Here is an 18,846-nt window from a genome sequence, read left to right as displayed (position 1 = left end):
CCCGGGTCTCTGATAGCAGGTATCAAACATGTCCTCGAAACACTCTTCCGCAGTCTCAGGCGGTGGCACCGTTTTGTCCGAAGAAAGCACGGGCGTTTATAGCGCGCTGTTTTCCAAAATCAACCTCAACCCGGTGTCAGCCCTGGGCGACATCGAGGCGTTCCAGAACAACGAGGCGCTGTCGGAGATCTCCGCCGATGAGCGCGTGACCGCGGCCGTCAGCGTGTTCCTCAACCTGCTCAAGGGTTCGTCGCGCAAGGTTCAGCGCCTCGACAAGACCCTGCTCGACGAACACATCGCCTCGCTGGACGCGCAGATCAGCCGTCAGCTTGATGCCGTCATGCATCACCCGGACTTCCAGCGGGTCGAGTCGACGTGGCGCGGAGTGAAGTCGCTGATCGATCAGACCGACTTCCGCCAGAACGTGCGCATCGAGTTGCTGGACATCAGCAAGGACCATCTGGTCCAGGATTTCGAAGACGCCCCCGAGATCGCCCAGAGCGGTCTGTATATGCACACCTATACCCAGGAATACGACACGCCCGGCGGTGAGCCCATTGCGGCGGCTGTTTCCAGTTACGAGTTTGATCGCAGTCCGCAAGATATCGCGCTGCTTCGCAATATATCGAAAGTCGCAGCGGCGGCGCATATGCCGTTCATTGGTTCAGTCGGCCCGGCCTTCTTCGGCAAGGAAACCATGGAGGAAGTGGCTGCCATCAAAGACATCGGCAATTACTTTGATCGCGCGGAATACATCAAGTGGAAGTCATTCCGAGACACCGATGATTCCCGTTATATCGGGCTGACCATGCCCCGGGTATTGGGGCGGTTGCCCTATGGCCCGGACACCATTCCGGTGCGCAGTTTCAATTATGTGGAAAGTGTCAAAGGCACCGACCACAGCAAATACCTGTGGACCAATGCTTCTTTTGCCTTCGCTGCAAACATGGTGAAGAGTTTCGTCAATAACGGCTGGTGTGTGCAAATTCGCGGGCCACAGTCCGGTGGGGCAGTCACGGACCTGCCGATTCATTTATATGACCTGGGCACCGGCAGTCAGGTGAAGATCCCGTCGGAAGTGATGATTCCGGAAACCCGGGAGTTTGAATTCGCCAATCTGGGGTTTATTCCGCTCTCGTATTACAAGAATCGCGACTACGCCTGTTTCTTCTCCGCCAACTCGACGCAAAAGCCTGCGCTGTATGACACCGCCGATGCCACGGCCAACAGCCGGATCAATTCGCGGCTGCCTTATATCTTTCTGCTGTCGCGCATTGCGCATTATTTGAAATTGATTCAGCGCGAAAACATCGGCACCACCAAGGACCGGCGTTTGCTGGAACTGGAATTGAATAAGTGGATCAGCGGGCTGGTCACCGAAATGACCGACCCGGGGGACGATTTGCAGGCCTCGCATCCGCTGCGTGACGCGCGGGTGACGGTGGAGGACATTGAGGACAACCCCGGTTTCTTCCGCGTGAAGTTGTACGCCGTGCCGCATTTCCAGGTGGAAGGCATGGACGTGAATCTGTCGCTGGTTTCCCAGATGCCCAAAGCCAAAACCTGACGTCGGCCATAGGTGAGCACAACATGAAAATCGACCGACCTCTCTGGGCTGCCGGGGCGCTGCTGTCCCAGCAGCAATTCCAGCAGCAAGCGCGCTGGGAAGCCTGGACCAACGAATGCATAGCCCATCTGTCGCGGGTCCATCCGTGGGGCGTGCAGACAGCGACGTTTGATCTTGAAGCGTTGCGGCTGGGCAAACTCAAGGCGTCCACGCTGCGCGTGCGGCTGCCGGATGGCACGCTGATCGACACCGACAGCGTTGATCGGCTGCCCGCCGCGCTGGCCCTGGAACACATCCTGATCGAACCGGGGCAGGGCGCCACAGTGATGTTGTGTTTGCCCCTGGAGCAGGCCAATGGCGGCAACTGCCTGTTCGAGGGGGCTCGCGCTGACCGACCGGTGCGCTACCGGCAGGAGTGGCGTGAGGTGCAGGATCTGTACGGCGACGATCAACAGTCGATCGGCGTGCTCGAGCACCTGCTCAGCCTGCGTCTGGCCAGCGATGACAATGCCGATTACCTGACCTGTCCGGTCGCCCGGCTGGTGCGGGACGGGCAAGGGCGCGCGTGCCTGGACGAGGCGTTCGTGCCACCGCTGTTGAGCTTTGCAGGGCACGCGGGTTTGCTGGTGCAACTGGACAATCTGCTGACCCAACTGGCGTCCAAGCGCCAGCGCTTGATGGGCATGCGCCGTGAGAGCAACCAGCGCATGGCCGACTTCGCAGTGGCCGATGTCTCGCTGTTCTGGCTGCTCAATGCGCTCAACACTTACCAGCCCGTGCTCGCCGATTTCAAGGCCTGCCCGGCGCGCCATCCCGAGCAGGTCTATCAGGAGTTGGTGAAGCTGGCGGGGGCGTTGCTGACGTTTTCCCTCGAACACGACGTTGAGGCGATTCCGGCCTACCGTCACGAAGCGCTTGAAACGGTGTTCCCGCCCTTGATGCAGATGATTTCGACGTTGCTCGAAGCCAGTCTGCCGTCGCGGGTGATCGCTCTGGCGCTGGAGCGGGTGCTCCCGGGGCGCTGGCAAGTGACGTTCAACGACCCACGGCTGCGTGAGGCCGACGCCGCTGACTTTTACCTGTCGGTGCGCTGCCGCGAGGCACCGGCGCAACTGCAGGCGCAGTTCCCGCGGCTGTGCAAGGTCGGCACGCCGGACGACGTCGATCGGTTGATCAACGCAGCCTTGGACGGCGTTCCGCTGCAGCCCCTCAGCCACGTGCCGGCGGCGATCCCGCTGCGTCTTGAAAACCAGTATTTCGCTCTGGACTTCGCTCATCCAAGCGGCCAAGCCGTGCTCGCCGAAGGGGTCTGTGCGTTCTACGTCCCGGCCACGCTGCCGGACGTCAAGCTTGAGCTGTTTGCGGTATTGCGCTCATGAGCCGGCCGATGAAAAGCCAAACGGCTGTGCCGCCCGTCAATGTCGATCAACTGCTGCAGGACAGTTACCTGCTGGTCGTCGAGTTGCGCCATGGCGCGGGCGCCCCGGACAGCGATGCGCTCTGGAACCTGTGCACCCGCCAGGTGGTAGAGGTTCGCGATGCCCTCAAGCAAGCCGGCGTCAGCCAGCGCAGTGTCGACTTCATCAGCCACGCTCAATGCGCGCTGCTGGATGAAACCGTACTGGCCCACGCCGATGCCAGTGCCCGCGCCAAATGGACCCACGAACCGCTTCAGGCGCATTACTTCGGACGTCATCAGGCGGGGCAGTTTCTGTACGAAGAAATGCGTGAGGTGCTGCACGAGCCGTCCCCGGACCCGAGCGTGTTGAGGGTGTATCACCGCGTTCTGATGCTGGGGTTTCTCGGACGCTACAAGGAACCGAACCACCCCGAGCGGCGACAGTTGATGGCCGAGTTGACCGCCCGGGTAGCGCCGCTGACCCTGGATCAGCCGCTGCCCACCTGGATCGACGCCAGGGGACGCAAACCCTTGCCGGCCTGGTTGCGCGCACCGCTGTTGCATCTGCTGGCGGCCGGATTATTGCTGGCGGGCATCTGGTGGTTGCTGGATTCGCACCTGGCGGCGCTGGTCGCTTCCCTTGTGACCGAGCGGGTGTGACGCGCCCATGACACTCAAGTTGATGCGCGCGCTTGCCCTGTGGTCGGGATGCCTGGCGCTGATGGTGATCAGCGTTTTGCCGCTGAGCCTGGTCGCTCAAGCGGTCGCTGTCTTTGGCGCCGTGATTCTGGTGGTCGTTGGATGGCTGCTGGCGGGGCGGAGGTCGGCGCGTGTCGGTGGTTCGCTAAGTCTGGATGAGTTCAGAGCCTTGCCCGGCAGCGAACATCGGCTGCCAGTGGTGCTGGTGTGTGGCGAGGGGGCGGCGGGGCTTTTTGCTGTTGAGGCCGATGCCGATATCGCCGGGCAAACCGTCGTACGGAAGACGGCTAGCGGGTGTTACGTCTGGGTGCCGAGCCTTGAACGATTGCCCGGTGTGGCCGCTGCGCTGCTGGCCGCCCGTCCGCAATGGCGTGCGCAGATAAGCGTCATGTTCGTCATCAACCCATCTCAACACGCTGACAGTTCGGAGCTGGATGGCCAGCTTCGTGCGCTGACGCATCAGCTGTTCGTGGTCCGCCAGCGCGCGCTGGTGTTGCCGCTGTGGGTCGTGAGTTATCAGCACATGTCCCAAGGGCCACCGTGACGCCGGTGCGTGGCTGGATGGGGATGTGGATCAGACGCGCGGTGATACCACGACTTATGGGGAGGCTTATCACTATGCCGAGCCGTACAAAGCGCTGGGTGACAAGCTCGATCAGGATGAAGATCTAGAGGGTGAAAGCGGGTTTTTCTTTGCCCGGTTGCGGCATGAGCGGTATCTCAATAACCAGACTCGGCTGACCGGGATTAGCAGCAGTGCATCTCTGGGACTGGCCCAGGTGCTGGCGATTTCCGGTGGGGCGCCGCAGGCGTTTGAGCCGGGAGCGGTGCTCACAAGGCTACGGTTGCGTGCGGCGCGGGATCGCAGTTTTGAGTTGAGCTTTGAAGCGATTCCTTATTCGGAGAACGTGTGTTTTCGGCCGCCGTTGCTGGCAAAACCGCAAATTGCCGGGACCGTTCCGGCGCGGGTCACCAGCTCGCTGGCCAACGATCCCTACAGCCACATCGACCGCGAAGGCCGCTACAAGGTCAGCTTTCTGTTTGACCGAGACAGCTGGGAAATCGGTCAGGAAAGCCTGTGGCTCAGATTGGCCCGTCCGTATGCCGGGGATACCCACGGCCTGCACTTGCCACTGATCTGCGGCACCGAAGTAGCCATCGCGTTTGAGCAAGGCGATCCGGATCGACCCTACATCGCCCATGCGCTTCATGACAGTCGCCATCCCGATCATGTGACGTTGCTGCGCAGTGATTACAAACGCAACGTGCTGCGGACCCCGGCGAACAACAAGCTGCGCATGGAAGATGATCGCGGCAAAGAGCACATCAAACTCAGCACCGAACACAGCGGCAAGAGTCAGCTGAACCTTGGGCATCTGGTCGACAACGAGAAGGATAAGCGCGGCGAAGGGTTTGAACTGCGCACCGATGGCTGGGGCGCGATTCGAGCGGGTCGCGGGCTGTTTATCAGTGCGGATGAACAGACCAGAGCCCACGGTCAGCAGCTCGACATGGACGCTGCAATCGAGCAGCTTGAAAGCGCGTTGTCGTTGGCCAGGTCCATGGCTCAAGCCGCGCGGAGTGCCCAGACCATTGCCGCCGATACCAGCGGCCACGAACAACTCACCGCGGCCCTGACCAACCTGACCGAGCCCGGGCTTTTGCTGCATGCGCCGGCCGGCATCGGCGTGGTCAGCCCCGAGGCTGTTTTGCTGTCCTCCGGCCGTGAAAGCGTCGCCATCGCGTCGTCGCGCTCGACCAACATCAGCGCGGGACATGACATCACCGGCACCGCCGAGGGTGCGATCAGCCTGTGCGCTGTGACCAAAGGCCTCGACCTAAAAGCCGTGGACGGGGATATGCAGCTCCACGCCTACGGCGGCGCGATGCACGCGCTGGCGAATGACCAGATAAAAATTGAAAGCCTGGCCGGCCGTGTCGAGATCAGTGCGCCCGAAGAAATCGTCTTCAGCTGCGGCGGCGCATTCATCCGCATTAAAGATGGCGATATCGAGCTGGGCGCGCCAGGGAACATCCATCACCGGGCCGCTTACGTCCTCAAGGGCGGTGCCACCACGCTGACCACCCCGGCGACACCGATACCGCCGGGCTATGCCGCGGGCTACACCCTCAGCGACCCGGTCAAGGGTTACGCCCCCTTCGTCCGTTACCTGATCACCACCCAGGAAGGCGAGCGGTTCCCCGGCGTGACCGATAAGGACGGCAAGACCATTCCGGTCCACACACTGTTGCCCGGGAAGGTAGTGATCGAGTTCCCCAATGACAAGCCCGATGAGCAGTGAGCACCGCTCAGGGGCCCCGTCGCCCAAATGGTTTGCGATCTGCATCGCAACGGCTACCGACACCGTGCCTGCCGCCAAGCAATCGGCCGCGACAATTTATCACCGCATCAAATCTTCAATCAGGAAGGACCCGGCATGAAAGACAGACAGCACCAGACGGACATTTTTTGCACCTACAAGCCTGTGGCCATCGGCCCCCAGAAAACCCATTGGGTTGAATTTCAACTGGTGGACGAGCGCGGCGAGCCGCTGGCTAATCTACCGTGGCGAGCGACTAATCAGGCAGTGCGGGATGGCTGCGTTGCTGAGTACTCGGGGATCACCGATGCCCAGGGTGTCATTCGAGTTGAGGATCTTCATCCGCTCGACGTAACACTGCTAATGCCGGCGGCGCCGTTGGCTGAAGTCCTGCAACAGCGGCGGTTGCGGGCGGTGAGGCCTGAGCCCGAACGGCCAGGTGCAAGCGACAGCAAGCCTCTGTACGGAAAGCAGCGGCCCGGGTTTTCGCCGGTGGAACAACAGGCACTTGAGCAGGGGCATGCCTATCACTACCTGCGAATAGGGCAACTGTGTGATGAGCTGCCGGCGTTCAACCCGCCGTGGCCAGAGCTGGATCCACCACCGGCTTATCATTTCCCGGACGCTGAGTTTTCAGGGTTTACGGTGCAATACGAAGCGCTGAACTGCCGGCATGTCTTGGAAGTTTGCCCACTGCGGGCTTGGTCGTTGGTGTTGCATCATCAGCCTGAGTACAGCCTGGCGAATGCCTACAACTTGGGGCTGATGAGCATCTTGTCGTACAGCAACCGCGCGGAGACTTTGTACGGTTCGCCTCAGGAATTTTTCGCGCAGCAGTGCCTTGATCTGTCGCGAACTCCCAAGGTATGGGACGGGGGGGAAAATTGGCCCTGTCTGGTGACTGACGTACTGTTCGATGATCGTTACCAGCGGTGCGAAGTATTTAACACCGCAACAGCAGACGTCCCTGAAGGCGATACCCAACTTTTCTACGTCAGAAATTCCACTCAGATGATGGTCGCGTGGCGGGGGACTGACTTTGATCGGATAAGCGTCCCTGACCTACGCACGGACCTGACCTTCCGCCCCGTCAAGCCTGAGCTAACGCCTGCATGCGCGCCTTCGGTTCCATGCGCGGATCTCGCACTTGACGGTCGTATGCATCTCGGATTCAGTGAGGCATACAGGGTCGTGCCGAGACTCTTTCCCTTCCGCTTTAAGGAAGATCTCCCGAGCCGTCTCGAAGGACGGAAGTTATACGTTTGTGGGCATAGTCTTGGCGGCGCTTTGGGATTGATCCACTCAGCGACACTTAAGGACCAGAATCCGCTGTTGTACACCTACGGAATGCCCCGTACGTTCACCCTCAATGCGATACGTGGTTTAAACGAACTCTGGCACTACCGTCATGTAAATGACACTGACACCATTCCCAGTGTTCCACCTGAGGCGGACCTCGATAACCAACTTTACAAACTATATGGCCCCTTAGGTACAACGTTGGGTTTTACATGGTCGATGGGCCAGACCCTCATGAACAATCTCATCAAATCCGGCGATCCGTACGGCCACCACGGCGAGATTGCCATGCTTTATCGCGTAGAACAGCACACGCAGAGGCGTGGCTCTTCCTACCCCGCATATCGAAGCAAAGATGGTCTCGGAGCGCCTTATTACAACACCATAAAAACGCGACTACCCGAGCGGCCAACCTTGTATCTAGTGCCAAGTCTCGACATGACAGCAAGTGAAAATAGCGAACAGTCACAGCTCCAGTTCATGAAAAGTATGAATGCCGAAATGCGTGAACAATATTTTCCACCTTACAAAAACCCCAAGCCGGGAGGGCTGCTGGGTATAGGTAACCACATGATGGGCGAATATATGGCGCACATAACCCGCCGACTACTTACAGCGATTAAACCTAATTGGAAACCGCTGCCTGCTGCACCGTCCGAGTTCGAGCGTTTCAAGAAACAGATGGAAGAGCATGGCAGCACTTCGCCGAAAGATGAACATAAGCGTAATCGCTGGTTCCTGCTGATGCACGAGGAAGTCGATGCGGCATTGAAGGAGACACGGCAGTTGGATGGTGGAGTCGAAGCGCTCGAACGCCTTGATTCCATTGCACGTGTGCGGGGATGAGCTAATGAACCATTTAGCGGTTCAATTTAAAGCTTCTCTGCTGTGTAGTGCGCTGTCAATCTCGGTGAGCGGCTGTGCAACGGACCGTAGCCTGTCACCACTACCAGACGGGGAAAAGGTGACGTTTACGATCAAGGTTCCAGCAGAATTAAAACCATACGATATCCGTGTTATGTATCGATCGGCTAAATGCCAGCGTGATGGTCATGATGCAAGCGGCAAACCTGAAATGCTGGACGGGCACAGTTCTTTTGAGACCGTCTTCCAGCCAGGTCAACCAGAAAATATGTATAAAGCGACGCTTTTTGTTAATGGTGGCGGGCCGTGCGAATGGCGTTTAAGTAATGTGATGTTCGGAGTGACCTACCGTGACCCCGGTCGCTTTGGCGAAAATGTTCTAGTTGGCGGGGGAGGCGGAGTAATAGTCGTATTCGATCATAACAATCCACAGCTTAGTTTGGGGGGGCGTGTGGCAGTTGAGGGTTCAGAGTTGAAAATCGTCAAGGATTACTATCTTTGGCTAAACGAGAGATATACCGGAGGATATGTAAAGCGTGCCAGCTTGTCGGGATACGGAAGCGGTTATCTTACATATGAAGCGAGGCAAGCAAGAAATATTTATTTTGAACCGGTGTTTCATCCAGAGTTTGTGGTGACGTCTGTAGCGCCCAAAAAACACGCAGTCGGAGATTTCATTAAGTTTTTTTATCCGGATGGGACAGTCGAGTCCGATCCGGAAGGAAGGCCCAACTTTAAAAAAATGCAGGAAATCCGCCTGAAGGCGGAAGCGAAGAGATGATGGGGCACACGGTAAACAGGCGCTTGGAGGGTGTCATGAAGGCCGTAACGGGATCCGTAAGGCCTTCAGCTTTGTTCTTTTTGTTGCTAACTGTGATTGGCGGATGCTCAAAGGACTACACAATGGCTCCATCGCCGGATGGCGAGAAAGTCACGATTACGATAAATGCTCCGCAGGAGTTAGCGCCTGAGGTGCTGCGTGTGATGTATCGATCGGCCAAATGCCAACGTGTAACCCATGACGCACATGGTCAGCCACAAATGCTTGACGGCAACAACTCTTATGAGGGGAGGTTTGAGCGTAGTGGTGAAACAGGTATGTATCATACAGAGCTATTCGTGAACGGAGGAGGGGCTTGCGAATGGCGCCTAAGTAATGTGGTATTCAGCGTTGTTTACCGCACGCCCGAAAGATTTGGAGAAGGCGTAGTGTCCGGTGTGGGCGCAGAAGTAATCGTGGTTTTCGATCACAACAGCCCCCAGCTCAGAGTTTCGGCGCCAATGGCGGTAACCGGTTCAGAGTTAAATGTCGTGAAAGATTTTTACCCTTGGATTAAGGAGAGTTACATTCGGGGGTATATAAAACGTGTGGGTCTTTCTGGAGGGGGTGGTGGTGATTATACCTATTACGCGCGTCAGGCTAGGACCGTATATTTCGAACCCATTCTGCATTCAGATTTTGTGGTGTCTTCTGTGGCACCCAAAAAACACATCGTTGGGGATTTCATAAAGTTTAAATACCCTGACGGAACAGTAGAGTCTGATGGGAGGTCAGAGCCTAACTTTGAAAAAATGCAGAAAATCCGCGCTGAAAGCGGAAACAAAAGAGTGAAGTCGCCCGCTGCCCCACCGCCTGTATTGAGAAATCTTCCATGAATCATGCTAAGTCATATTTGAAGACTTCGGTTTTGTGCTTCGTATTGCTCACCTTCCTCGGCGGCTGCGCGAAAGACTACAGTATGAATCCACAGCCGAATGGTGAGAAGGTCGAAATCGTTATAAAGATGCCTGAGGAACTGGAGCTGACACCTCTGCGAGTCATGTATCGCTCGGCTATATGCCGCAAAGTTGTCCATGACGGTGACGGGAGGCCTGAGTCCCTTGAATCATATAACGTTTATGGTTCGAAGCTAACGAAGCGTGGGGCCACAGAGTTCTATGAGGCGAGGTTGTTCATCGATGGAGGCGGTCGCTGCAAGTGGCGGCTTAGTAATGTCGTATTTAGCATCAACTACCGTATTCCTAGTCGCTTCGGGGAAAGTGTAACGCAGGGCATAGGCGGCACGGTCATCATAGAGTTTGATGATAACGATGCGCAGCTCAGTTTCGGAAGAACAAGGAATGTGGTGGGTCCAGACTTAATAATGGTCAAAGATTACTATCCATGGCTAAGCGAAAAATTTATCGGCGGTTATGCCAGGCGTGCAAATCTCTCTAGCGAAGGTAGTGGTTATCTTACTTATAAGGCTCGGGAGGCGAGGCGCATATATTTTGAGCCAGTTTTGCATTCGGACGTGGTCGTGATATCCGTGTCGCCAAAGAAGCACATCATTGGAGATTTCATACAGTTTTACTACCCAGATGGGACAGTAGAGTCCAATGGGCAGTCGGTACCCAATTTTACTAAAATGCAAAAAATACGCTTGGCAGCTGAAGCAAACAAATGAAGTCGCTCGGTATGCTGCACCCGTTTTTTAAGGAGCCTTATATGAGTAACGCGACGCTATACGCAAAAACTCCACTCTTATGCCTTACGCTGCTCGCACTCTTAAGCGGTTGTGTAAAAGACTATAAAGTTCTGACTCCGCCGCCCGACAGCGAAAAGGTAAAAATTGTTATAAAAGTGCCTGCAGAGCTTGAGCCCAAAACGTTGCGTGCCAGGTACGAGTCGACCAGATGCCGAATGTTCGTCGACTTGCCCACTGTGAGCCGTATGCAGTTTCCAGGATCAAACTTTAAAAATTTGAAGTTCACGAGGCGGGGAGAAACAGATCTGTACGAGGCGGAGGTATTCGTTGATGGCGGCGGTGAATGTGAATGGCAACTAGATAGCATCGAGTTTGGAGTCGTGTATCGTATGCCTAATCGTTTTGCAAAAGAAGTAATGGCTTATTTTGGCGGGACGGTTATAGTCAAGTTCGACGGGCAGCATGCGCCCTTTAATAGGGTTGATCAGTTTATCGAAGGGCCGGACCTGAAAATCGTAAAGGATTACTACCCATGGGTAGGGGAAGCCTATGAACTCGGTTACTATGATAAGAGTGTAAATCTGGCCAAAGACTATGAAAGTTATCGTACCTACAGGGCTCGGGACGCAAGAAACATATTTTTTGAGCCAGTGCTGCATTCAGATCTTGTAGTGACGTCGACTTCCCCGAAGAAGCGCAGCGTTGACGAAGTCGAAATTACAACATTTCGCTACCCCGATGGAACGGAAGAATCCAACTCTGGGTTAGAGCCAGACTTTGAAAAAATGCAGAAAATCCGCTTGAAGACGGAGGCGAAATAATGAAATTTATCAGCGCCGCGAGATATCTTCAGGACGATCAACCGAATCAGAAAGCATCAAGCTTCAGCGCTTTACTCATAAGTATCACGTTGTTGGCATCGCTCAGTGGTTGCGCACTTGACTACGAACTCCATCCGGACACGGAGGGGGAGAGAATTACGATGACGATTAAAGCATCGGAAGGGTTAGTCCCGCCGCCCATGGCCGTGGGTTATCTATCGACGATCTGCGAAAACGTTTATGAGGGGCCTGATGTATTCGGCAATATCAGGGAGCAGCGTGTAGCGTTCAAACGGCGCGGGGAGGGCAATGTCTATGACGCCGATTTCGCCGTTGACGGTGGCGGGATGTGTAGGTGGCGCGTGGCTTACGTGAAGTTTGGGGTACGTCCTCAATGGCCTGAGCGCATTGGCGAAGGTGCGGTAGTGGGAACGGGAGGTGATGTCCTGGTCGTGTTTCAGCATAACAATCCGGATTTTCCGTCTGAAGGGGTTAAAAACGTGGTGGGCACCCATCTTGATATAAAAAATAATTACTACCCATGGTTAAAAGATGTCCTAAAGAAGGATTACGTCAAGAGGCTTAATCTGGTGGGTGAAGCGGTGCCTTACCAGACTTACCTGGCTCCCCAGGTGCGAAACATAAACGCTGAGGCAGTGCTTCACGCCAAGTATGTCGTGACGTCAGAACAGCCAGAGTTCAAAGGCATCGGACTTCACCCTGCCTTTATTTATCCAGACGGGACTTCGGGCCCAGATGACAGCGATACGCCAGATTTTCCCACGCTTGAGGCCATTCGTTTAAACGCTGAAGCCAGACTATGAGGACAGGTAATAACTTAACGTGTCACGCCTGATCTTTATATCGGTCATCAAGTCGGTGAGTTCAGGCCCGCACCGTTAAAACCCGGCACGTATGACACGCACGCGCAACCCATGAGCTCGCCCAGGCATCCGCTCGCGCGGAATAAATACACGGCTTCATCAATTCATTGACAAAGGATCTTTCAATGTCACAAGGATTCGTATTGTTGGGTGACAAGACCACCCACGGAGGAGCGGTAATTTCCGCGTCGTCCACTCATATCACTCAGGGCAAAGCAGTCGCTCTGGTGGGGGATAGGGTCATGTGTCCCATACCCGGACATGGCGTTAATCCCATTATTGAGGGTTGTGCCGACTGTTTAGAGGATGGCCGTGCGCTGGTGGTCGATGGTTGCCACTCGCTGTGCGGTTGCCAGGTCATTTCCAGCGCACCTGACTGGGCGGTGGATTGAAGATGGCGTGGCAACGTGAATACGTGCAAGCAGGGCTCGCACCCAAACCGCCTTCACCGGTTCGCTGGCTGCTGATCGTGGTTTTAGCGGGGGCAGCGGCTGTGCTGATGTTCCTGCTCTACGTCGTGGTGCCTGAATTGCAGGCGTTAAACGTATGGGCGCTCACCGCCTCGCCGTTGGTGGTGGCGATTCTCGCGCTGGCGGCTCGGGTGCACGCCTACGGTGGCGCTCTGGATGAGTACAGGCTGCTGCAGGAGCGGTCCCGGCTGGCACAGGTCGCCTGGGGGGAATGGGGGCAGCGTTACATGGCGGCCATGGCCGGTCTGGTTCTTTTGCCCGAGCATTTGTCTGCGGTGGCGATGATGAAACCGCCCCACACGCCTGTCCCACACTCAGGCAAAGCCCGCCGCATCGTTGGCCTGCCGAAGGGCCAAAAGGGCCGGGCCTTGGCAGGTCTTGCCCAATTGATGGGTTCGCTGTCGACAGTGCTGGCGCCGCTGCCACCGAGTGAAAGTCTCAGTGTCACTGTCCTGACCGATGCGCCACAGGATGAGCATCCAGCACTGGCCGTCGCCTGCCAGCAGCACCTGTCCGATCTCACCCCGTCATCCACCCTCACCGGCGTCCACGTAACAAGCCAGCTCTCCTTCGCCTGGATGGAAGAAACACTTAAAACCCCACGCGACGCCGTCGAGCTCATCATCATCGTCCAGGCCCACGGCAAAGACGCTTACTCCGACGGACTGGCCGCCATCCTGCTCTGTCCTGACACAGTCGCCAAAGCCCACAAGCTGCCCATCGCCGCGCGCCTGTTGCGCCCGATGCCCCTCGACGTCGATTCCCTGGAAACCGACTTCACCACTTTCCTGCAGATTCAGGCCAAAGCTCGCGATGCAACAGGCGTTCTGGCCGACGGCGCCGACTGGCATCCGCAAACCACCCCATTACTGGCGGCAGCCGCGCGAGAGGGTGCAGCGCTGTCGGTGGACCACCGCTGGATTCTGGAACCCGTAAATGGCGTGCCGGGCCCCTGCGGTCCTTGGCTGCTGGCAGCCCTCGGCATCGAGATGGCCAAGCTTGCGAAGCAACCCTTGTTGTTACTGAGCAGCGAAGACAAAGGCCGCTGGATCAACACCGTCACACCGGGAGACATCGCATGAAATCCATGATCGGCAATGGCTGGCGTCGCGCGGGTGGCGCGGTATGGCTTGTCGCCTTCGCAGCGGCGCTGGGCTGGCTTGTTTACACCTATGGCGCAACGGTCGGACTGACGGAGAGACATCAGCAAATCACGGCGTTCCTGTTGCTGATGGTGATCGTCCTGTTGGTACAGACCCTTCCTCGTGCGCTGGCGCTCATGAAGGCCCGCCGCAGCGTCGAGCGGCGGCAGGGTGACGGCGTGTTCCCACCGGAGGAGTCGTCATCCACGTCTGACACGAAAAAACTCCCGGGCGTCGCTGAACTCCAGGAGCACCTCGACCACCAGTACAGCGCCTTCCAGCGCACCCGCACCCGGTTCATTCTGGTCGTCGGCGAGCCCAAACAGATCGAGGCCATCGCACCAGGCCTTGCCGACGCCCAGTGGCTCGAAGGCCAGAACACCGTGCTGCTCTGGGGCGGCAGCCCGCAAACCCAGCTCTGCAAAACCGCCACCCGCTGGCACGCGGTAACCCAGCGGCGCGGTCTGGACGGCGTGGTCTGGGCCCTTGATAAGCAGCAAAGCGCGAACGCCGCGACCATGGGCAGTGGCGTCGCCGGTCTGCAGCAACTGGCGCGAACCCTGGGCTGGCAGTTGCCGCTGCACCTGTGGGAGGTCTGCGAGAGCAATCGGACGCAGCAAAAGCACCCACGGGGGCCCGCCGGGTCGCTGCTGCCCCCGCGCTTCAGCGGCTCGCAACTGCAGACGATATTGGCCCCGATTGACGACTCTTTGCACCAGATGGGCCTGGCCGAGCTGGCGGTCTACCCCGACCATGACTTTCTCTCACGGTTGTCTTCCAACCTGAAAGCAGAGGGCATCTCGCGCTGGCGGCAGGCCCTGACGCCGTTGCTGGGCAAGTTCGCGCGGGGCGTGCCATTGCGCGGGCTGTGGTTCAGTTTGCCGGCCCCATCGACCGAGTCCAATGGCAATCAATGGCTGGCGGGTCCGGCGTGGGCCGGCGTGCTCGCGGACACACCTCGCGACGTCCGGCGCTTGAATTGGCCCGTCACGCGCATCAGCTACGCCCTTGCCCTCGGCGCCATGCTGATCTGGGCAGCAGGCCTGCTGCTGTCGTTCTCCACCCACCGCGCCCAGATCATCGACATTCAGTCGTCCCTCGCGGCCGTGCAGCCTTCAGGCAACGGCGATGAGCCGTTGCTCGCCCTCAACGCGCTGATCCTGGAAATGGGCAGGCTGAAGGACCGAGCCCGGCGTGGCGAGCCGTGGTACCAGCGGTTCGGGCTGAGCCAGAACGATGCGCTGCTCGCGGCGATGTGGCCGCGCTATGTGGAGGCCAACAACCGGCTGATGCGCGACCCGGCGGCGGAGAATCTGAAGCGCCAACTGGCATCGCTGGTGGCGTCGCCCGCCGACAGTTCGCGGCGGGCGAAAGGCGCCCACAACGCTTACGTACAGCTCAAGGCCTACCTGATGATGGCCCGGCCGGAGAAAGTCGATGCGGCGTTTCTGGTGACCGCACTGGGTCATGCCGAGCCAACGAGAATGGGCGTGGCGCCAAGGTTGTGGAAAGGGCTGTCGCCCACGCTGTGGCAGTTTTACGCCGAGCAACTGGCGGCCAATCCGCAGTGGCGCATCGAGCCGGATAACGCACTGGTGGCCCAAGCGCGGCAGGTCTTGCTGGTGCAATTGGGCCAGCGCAATGGCGAAGCCAGCCTTTATCGGCAGGTGCTCGAGGCCGCCGCGACCCAGGCTCCCGATCTCGGGGTTGAGCAGATGGTCGATGACAAGGAGGCGTGGCCGCTGTTTTTCACCGAGGCGAGTGTGCCGGGGGTATTTACGCGGCAGGCGTGGGACGGGCAGGTGCGTCAGGCGATCGATGACATCGTCGCAGCCCGACGCGAGCAGATCGACTGGGTGCTCAGCGATCGGGAAAGCAGCGCCTTTGCCGACACCTCGCCCGAGCAGCTCAGAGCGCGCCTGACCGAGCGCTATTTCCATGATTACTCCGGTGCCTGGCTTGAGTTTCTCAACAGTGTGCAGTGGCGACGGGCCGACAGCCTGGCCGACGTCATCGACCAACTGACGCTGATGAGCGACGTCCGTCAGTCACCGTTGATTGCCTTCATGAACACCCTGGCCTGGCAGGGGCAGGCCGGCAATCGCAGTCAGGGGCTGAAGGACTCGCTGGTGCAGTCGGCGCAGAAGCTGATGGGCAGCGAACGCTCGACCCGGGTGTCTGCCATCAGCCAGCAGCTCGACACGACGGCCGGGCCGCTGGATCCGACCTTCGGCCCGCTGCTGGGGTTGTTGGGCAAGGACCCGGAAGGCAAGGGCGGCGATGACGACCTCAGCCTGCAAGCGTTCCTGACCCGCGTGACCCGGGTGCGCCTGAAGTTGCAGCAGGTCAGTCACGCCGCCGATCCCCAAGGGATGACCCAGGCCATGGCGCAGACCGTCTTCCAGGGCAAGAACATCGACCTCACCGACACCCGCGCCTACGGCGAGCTGCTCGCGGCCAGTCTCGGCGAGGAGTGGGACGGCGTGGCCCACGCACTGTTTGTCCAGCCGCTGGATCAGGCTTGGCGCAAGGTGCTCGAGCCATCAACGGTGGCCCTCAACCGGCAATGGCAGCAAGGCGTTGTGGATGAATGGGACCAGGCGTTCCTCGGTCGCTACCCCTTTGCCGCCACCGGCAGCGACGCCTCGTTGCCGATGCTGGGCAAGATGATTCGGGCGGATTCAGGGCGTATCGAGCAGTTCCTCCAGCGGGAGCTGACCGGGGTGTTGCGCAAGGACGGCGGTCGCTGGGGGGTGGACCCGGCCCACGGTCAGGGCCTGCTGATCAACCCGAAATTTCTCGCGGCCGTCAATCAGCTCAGCCACTTGGCCGACGTGCTCTACACCGACGGGGGCATGGGCATCAGCTTCGAGCTGCAGGGCAAGGCGGTGCGCGACGTGGTGCAGACCACCTTCGTGCTCAACGGCGCGCGGCATCAGTACTTCAATCAGAAAGAGAGTTGGCAGCGATTTGCCTGGCCCGGCAGCAGCGATTACCCCGGCGCCAGCCTGACCTGGACCAGCGTGCGCAGCGGCGAGCGTTTGTATGGCGACTTTCAGGGCGCCTGGGGGCTGATCCGTTTGCTGGACACTACCACCGTCAACGCACTGGACGACAGTGACAGCCGCTACCGCATCACGGTGCCGGCGCCGGATGGCCTGGACCTGACCTGGCACATGCGCACCGAGCTGGGCGCGGGGCCGATGAGCCTGCTGGCGCTGCGCAATTTCAAACTGCCGCGACAGATCTTCCTCAACGGGATCGCCAGCGCACCAACGTCATCGCGCGCCGAGGTGATCGAATGAGCCTGCAACGGTTGATTACCACCACCCTGGGCGATCGCGACGCGGTTGAGATGGCCAGGGCCCACGCTGCGGAGTGGGCGTCATGGCTGAAACCGATCAGCGATCAGTCTCCCGCTGGCCAGGACCCGGGCTATGACGATGATTTCCAGAGCATGCGCGAGGAGGTCAACAAACTGTCCGGCGCGGACGCCGAGCGGGTGATCGTGCTGGCCGAGAAGCTACTGAAAGGCACGTGCAAGGACCTGCGCGTGCTCACCTATTACCTGTGGGCGCGTCTGCAGCGGGACGGCGAAGCCGGATTGGCGGCAGGCTTGAATCTGCTGGCCGCCATGGTTGATCGCTACAGCGCCGAGGTGCTGCCGGCGCGGCCAAACAGTCGCAAGGTGGCGCTGGAATGGCTGGCCAGCGCCAAGGTGCTCGACAGCCTAACGCTGTACCCGGAAGTGGTGAAGGCCGAGGCCGAACGCACGGTCGCCGCGCTCGCCTGGCTGGATCAGGTGCTGGAAGGCTGGCCTGCGCAGCAACGCCCGGAACTGGGCGCGCTGTACGCGGCGCTGTCGGCACGGCTGGCCCAGGCCGGCGGACTCGACGCCGTGGTGCCGCAGTTCAGCGCCAGCCATGACGCTGCGAATCCTCAGGCCACCCAACACGCCGCCACCCATGGCGTCGGCCCCGCGCCAAATACCATCCGCTCTGGCCGTGATCTGCTGGACAACGGCCGCACGCTGGCCAGCTATCTGCGCGAACAACCCCAGGGCTGGCTGGCGGCCCATCGGCTGATGAAAAGCCTGCGCTGGGACACCGTGCACCAGTCGCCGCCCCACGACGCGAGTGGCCGAACACGATTGGCACCGCCCCGGGGCGAATACCGCGCGCAGCTCAAACGGCTGTACCTGCAACAGAGCTGGAACGAGTTGCTCGATCAGGTGGAGCGCATGTTCGCCGAGGGCGTAAACCATTTCTGGCTCGACCTGCAGTGGTTTCTGTATCAGGCGCTGAGCCGGCAACCTGCGCCATTCGAGGGCTGGGCACGCATCGTCAAGGAGGACCTGGGCCTGCTCCTCGAGCGCCTGCCGAGCCTCGAAACATTGTGCTGGGACGACGGCTCGGCCTTTGCCGATGAGACCACCCGCGAGTGGATCGAACAGCACGTCAGCACCCAGGGCGCTGCTGCCTGGTTGCCCGCGCCGGCCGCGTCCAACCCAGACGACGCCGACATTCTGGCCCTCGAAAGCGAGGCGCTGGCCCAGGCCGACCGCGACGGCGTCGAGGTGGCGCTGGCCTGGCTCGACACGCGCCCCGACATTCACAGCGGCCGGCAGCGCTGGCTGCTGCGCCTGCTGATGGCGCGGGTCGCCGAGCAGTACGGCAAAAGCGAGCTGGCATTGCACCTGCTCGGCGAACTGGACGCCACGGCCCAGCGCCATGTCCTCGCCCAGTGGGAGCCTGCGCGTGTGTTTGAAGTCAAGGCGCGCTTGCTCAAGCTGCTGCGCCTCAAAGCCCAGCGCAGCGACGTCGACAAGGCTGCGCTGAGCAAACGCATGGAGCCGCTGCTGGCGGCTCTGGTGGCCATGGACCCGGTCCGCGCAGCAGTGCTGTGCGGCTGA

The 18,846-nt window shown here is 59.2% G+C and carries 14 protein-coding genes and 1 pseudogene; all 15 read left to right on the top strand.

Annotated elements, in window-relative coordinates:
• Window positions 1-28: 28 nt before the first annotated feature.
• The 15 genes and pseudogenes from tssC (at window position 29) to tssA (ending at window position 18,846) form a co-directional block, all read left to right on the top strand.
• A complete protein-coding gene (gene tssC / locus SLW75_RS05115; protein WP_410933736.1) occupies window positions 29-1,567 on the top strand; it encodes a type VI secretion system contractile sheath large subunit in 1,539 nt (512 codons plus the stop codon).
• A gap of 23 nt (window positions 1,568-1,590) precedes the next feature.
• Entirely contained in the window at window positions 1,591-2,946 is a 1,356-nt protein-coding gene (gene tssK, locus SLW75_RS05110) for a type VI secretion system baseplate subunit TssK (protein ID WP_410933735.1), read from the top strand.
• A gap of 8 nt (window positions 2,947-2,954) precedes the next feature.
• Window positions 2,955-3,626, top strand: a complete 672-nt coding sequence (gene tssL, locus SLW75_RS05105; RefSeq protein ID WP_410933734.1) for a type VI secretion system protein TssL, short form — start codon at window positions 2,955-2,957, stop codon at window positions 3,624-3,626.
• Window positions 3,627-3,633: 7 nt separating this feature from the next.
• Window positions 3,634-4,209 carry a hypothetical protein gene (locus SLW75_RS05100; RefSeq protein ID WP_410933733.1) on the top strand — a complete coding sequence of 192 codons (576 nt, stop codon included), beginning with the start codon at window positions 3,634-3,636 and terminating at the stop codon, window positions 4,207-4,209.
• Window positions 4,210-4,216: 7 nt separating this feature from the next.
• Window positions 4,217-5,944, top strand: a pseudogene (locus SLW75_RS05095) (DUF2345 domain-containing protein); the annotation flags it as partial.
• A 159-nt stretch (window positions 5,945-6,103) separates the two neighbouring features.
• On the top strand, window positions 6,104-8,131 hold the full coding sequence (locus SLW75_RS05090) for a lipase family protein (RefSeq protein ID WP_410933732.1): 2,028 nt from the start codon (window positions 6,104-6,106) through the stop codon (window positions 8,129-8,131).
• A 4-nt stretch (window positions 8,132-8,135) separates the two neighbouring features.
• A complete protein-coding gene (locus SLW75_RS05085) occupies window positions 8,136-8,930 on the top strand; it encodes a hypothetical protein (protein WP_410933731.1) in 795 nt (264 codons plus the stop codon).
• A 35-nt stretch (window positions 8,931-8,965) separates the two neighbouring features.
• Entirely contained in the window at window positions 8,966-9,805 is an 840-nt protein-coding gene (locus tag SLW75_RS05080) for a hypothetical protein (protein ID WP_410933730.1), read from the top strand.
• Complete coding sequence (locus SLW75_RS05075) at window positions 9,802-10,596, top strand: hypothetical protein (RefSeq protein WP_410933729.1); 795 nt, start codon at window positions 9,802-9,804, stop codon at window positions 10,594-10,596. The genes SLW75_RS05080 and SLW75_RS05075 overlap by 4 nt, the downstream gene beginning before the upstream one ends.
• Window positions 10,597-10,637: 41 nt before the next feature.
• Window positions 10,638-11,438: a hypothetical protein gene (locus SLW75_RS05070; RefSeq protein ID WP_410933728.1), complete on the top strand. Its 801-nt coding sequence runs from the start codon at window positions 10,638-10,640 to the stop codon at window positions 11,436-11,438.
• The gene (locus tag SLW75_RS05065; RefSeq protein ID WP_410933727.1) at window positions 11,438-12,262 is read left to right on the top strand and encodes a hypothetical protein; all 825 of its coding nucleotides are present in this window, start codon (window positions 11,438-11,440) and stop codon (window positions 12,260-12,262) included. Before SLW75_RS05070 ends, SLW75_RS05065 begins: the two co-directional genes overlap by 1 nt.
• Window positions 12,263-12,447: 185 nt before the next feature.
• Complete coding sequence (locus SLW75_RS05060; protein ID WP_369318046.1) at window positions 12,448-12,714, top strand: PAAR domain-containing protein; 267 nt, start codon at window positions 12,448-12,450, stop codon at window positions 12,712-12,714.
• 2 nt (window positions 12,715-12,716) lie between these two features.
• Window positions 12,717-13,874: a hypothetical protein gene (locus SLW75_RS05055; protein ID WP_410933726.1), complete on the top strand. Its 1,158-nt coding sequence runs from the start codon at window positions 12,717-12,719 to the stop codon at window positions 13,872-13,874.
• Window positions 13,875-14,071: 197 nt separating this feature from the next.
• Entirely contained in the window at window positions 14,072-17,239 is a 3,168-nt protein-coding gene (locus SLW75_RS05050; protein WP_410933825.1) for an ImcF-related family protein, read from the top strand.
• Window positions 17,236-18,846 carry a type VI secretion system protein TssA gene (gene tssA, locus SLW75_RS05045; RefSeq protein WP_410933725.1) on the top strand — a complete coding sequence of 537 codons (1,611 nt, stop codon included), beginning with the start codon at window positions 17,236-17,238 and terminating at the stop codon, window positions 18,844-18,846. The genes SLW75_RS05050 and tssA overlap by 4 nt, the downstream gene beginning before the upstream one ends.

It is taken from the genome of Pseudomonas sp. W5-01 (assembly GCF_046540435.1).
Classification (GTDB): Bacteria; Pseudomonadota; Gammaproteobacteria; order Pseudomonadales; family Pseudomonadaceae; genus Aquipseudomonas; species Aquipseudomonas graminis_B.
The sequence above is the reverse complement of the archived record's forward strand: the minus strand, read 5'-3'. Positions and strand labels throughout refer to the sequence as shown.

What these genes read in the sequence shown, in the direction of transcription:
- SLW75_RS05100 (WP_410933733.1), top strand. Translation starts at nt 3,634, where the DNA reads ATGACACTCAAGTTGATGCGCGCGCTTGCCCTGTGGTCGGGATGCCTG.
- SLW75_RS05060 (WP_369318046.1), top strand. Translation starts at nt 12,448, where the DNA reads ATGTCACAAGGATTCGTATTGTTGGGTGACAAGACCACCCACGGAGGA.
- SLW75_RS05090 (WP_410933732.1), top strand. Translation starts at nt 6,104, where the DNA reads ATGAAAGACAGACAGCACCAGACGGACATTTTTTGCACCTACAAGCCT.
- SLW75_RS05080 (WP_410933730.1), top strand. Translation starts at nt 8,966, where the DNA reads ATGAAGGCCGTAACGGGATCCGTAAGGCCTTCAGCTTTGTTCTTTTTG.
- tssK (WP_410933735.1), top strand. Translation starts at nt 1,591, where the DNA reads ATGAAAATCGACCGACCTCTCTGGGCTGCCGGGGCGCTGCTGTCCCAG.
- tssC (WP_410933736.1), top strand. Translation starts at nt 29, where the DNA reads ATGTCCTCGAAACACTCTTCCGCAGTCTCAGGCGGTGGCACCGTTTTG.
- tssA (WP_410933725.1), top strand. Translation starts at nt 17,236, where the DNA reads ATGAGCCTGCAACGGTTGATTACCACCACCCTGGGCGATCGCGACGCG.
- tssL (WP_410933734.1), top strand. Translation starts at nt 2,955, where the DNA reads ATGAAAAGCCAAACGGCTGTGCCGCCCGTCAATGTCGATCAACTGCTG.
- SLW75_RS05050 (WP_410933825.1), top strand. Translation starts at nt 14,072, where the DNA reads ATGAAGGCCCGCCGCAGCGTCGAGCGGCGGCAGGGTGACGGCGTGTTC.
- SLW75_RS05070 (WP_410933728.1), top strand. Translation starts at nt 10,638, where the DNA reads ATGAGTAACGCGACGCTATACGCAAAAACTCCACTCTTATGCCTTACG.
- SLW75_RS05075 (WP_410933729.1), top strand. Translation starts at nt 9,802, where the DNA reads ATGAATCATGCTAAGTCATATTTGAAGACTTCGGTTTTGTGCTTCGTA.
- SLW75_RS05055 (WP_410933726.1), top strand. Translation starts at nt 12,717, where the DNA reads ATGGCGTGGCAACGTGAATACGTGCAAGCAGGGCTCGCACCCAAACCG.
- SLW75_RS05085 (WP_410933731.1), top strand. Translation starts at nt 8,136, where the DNA reads ATGAACCATTTAGCGGTTCAATTTAAAGCTTCTCTGCTGTGTAGTGCG.
- SLW75_RS05065 (WP_410933727.1), top strand. Translation starts at nt 11,438, where the DNA reads ATGAAATTTATCAGCGCCGCGAGATATCTTCAGGACGATCAACCGAAT.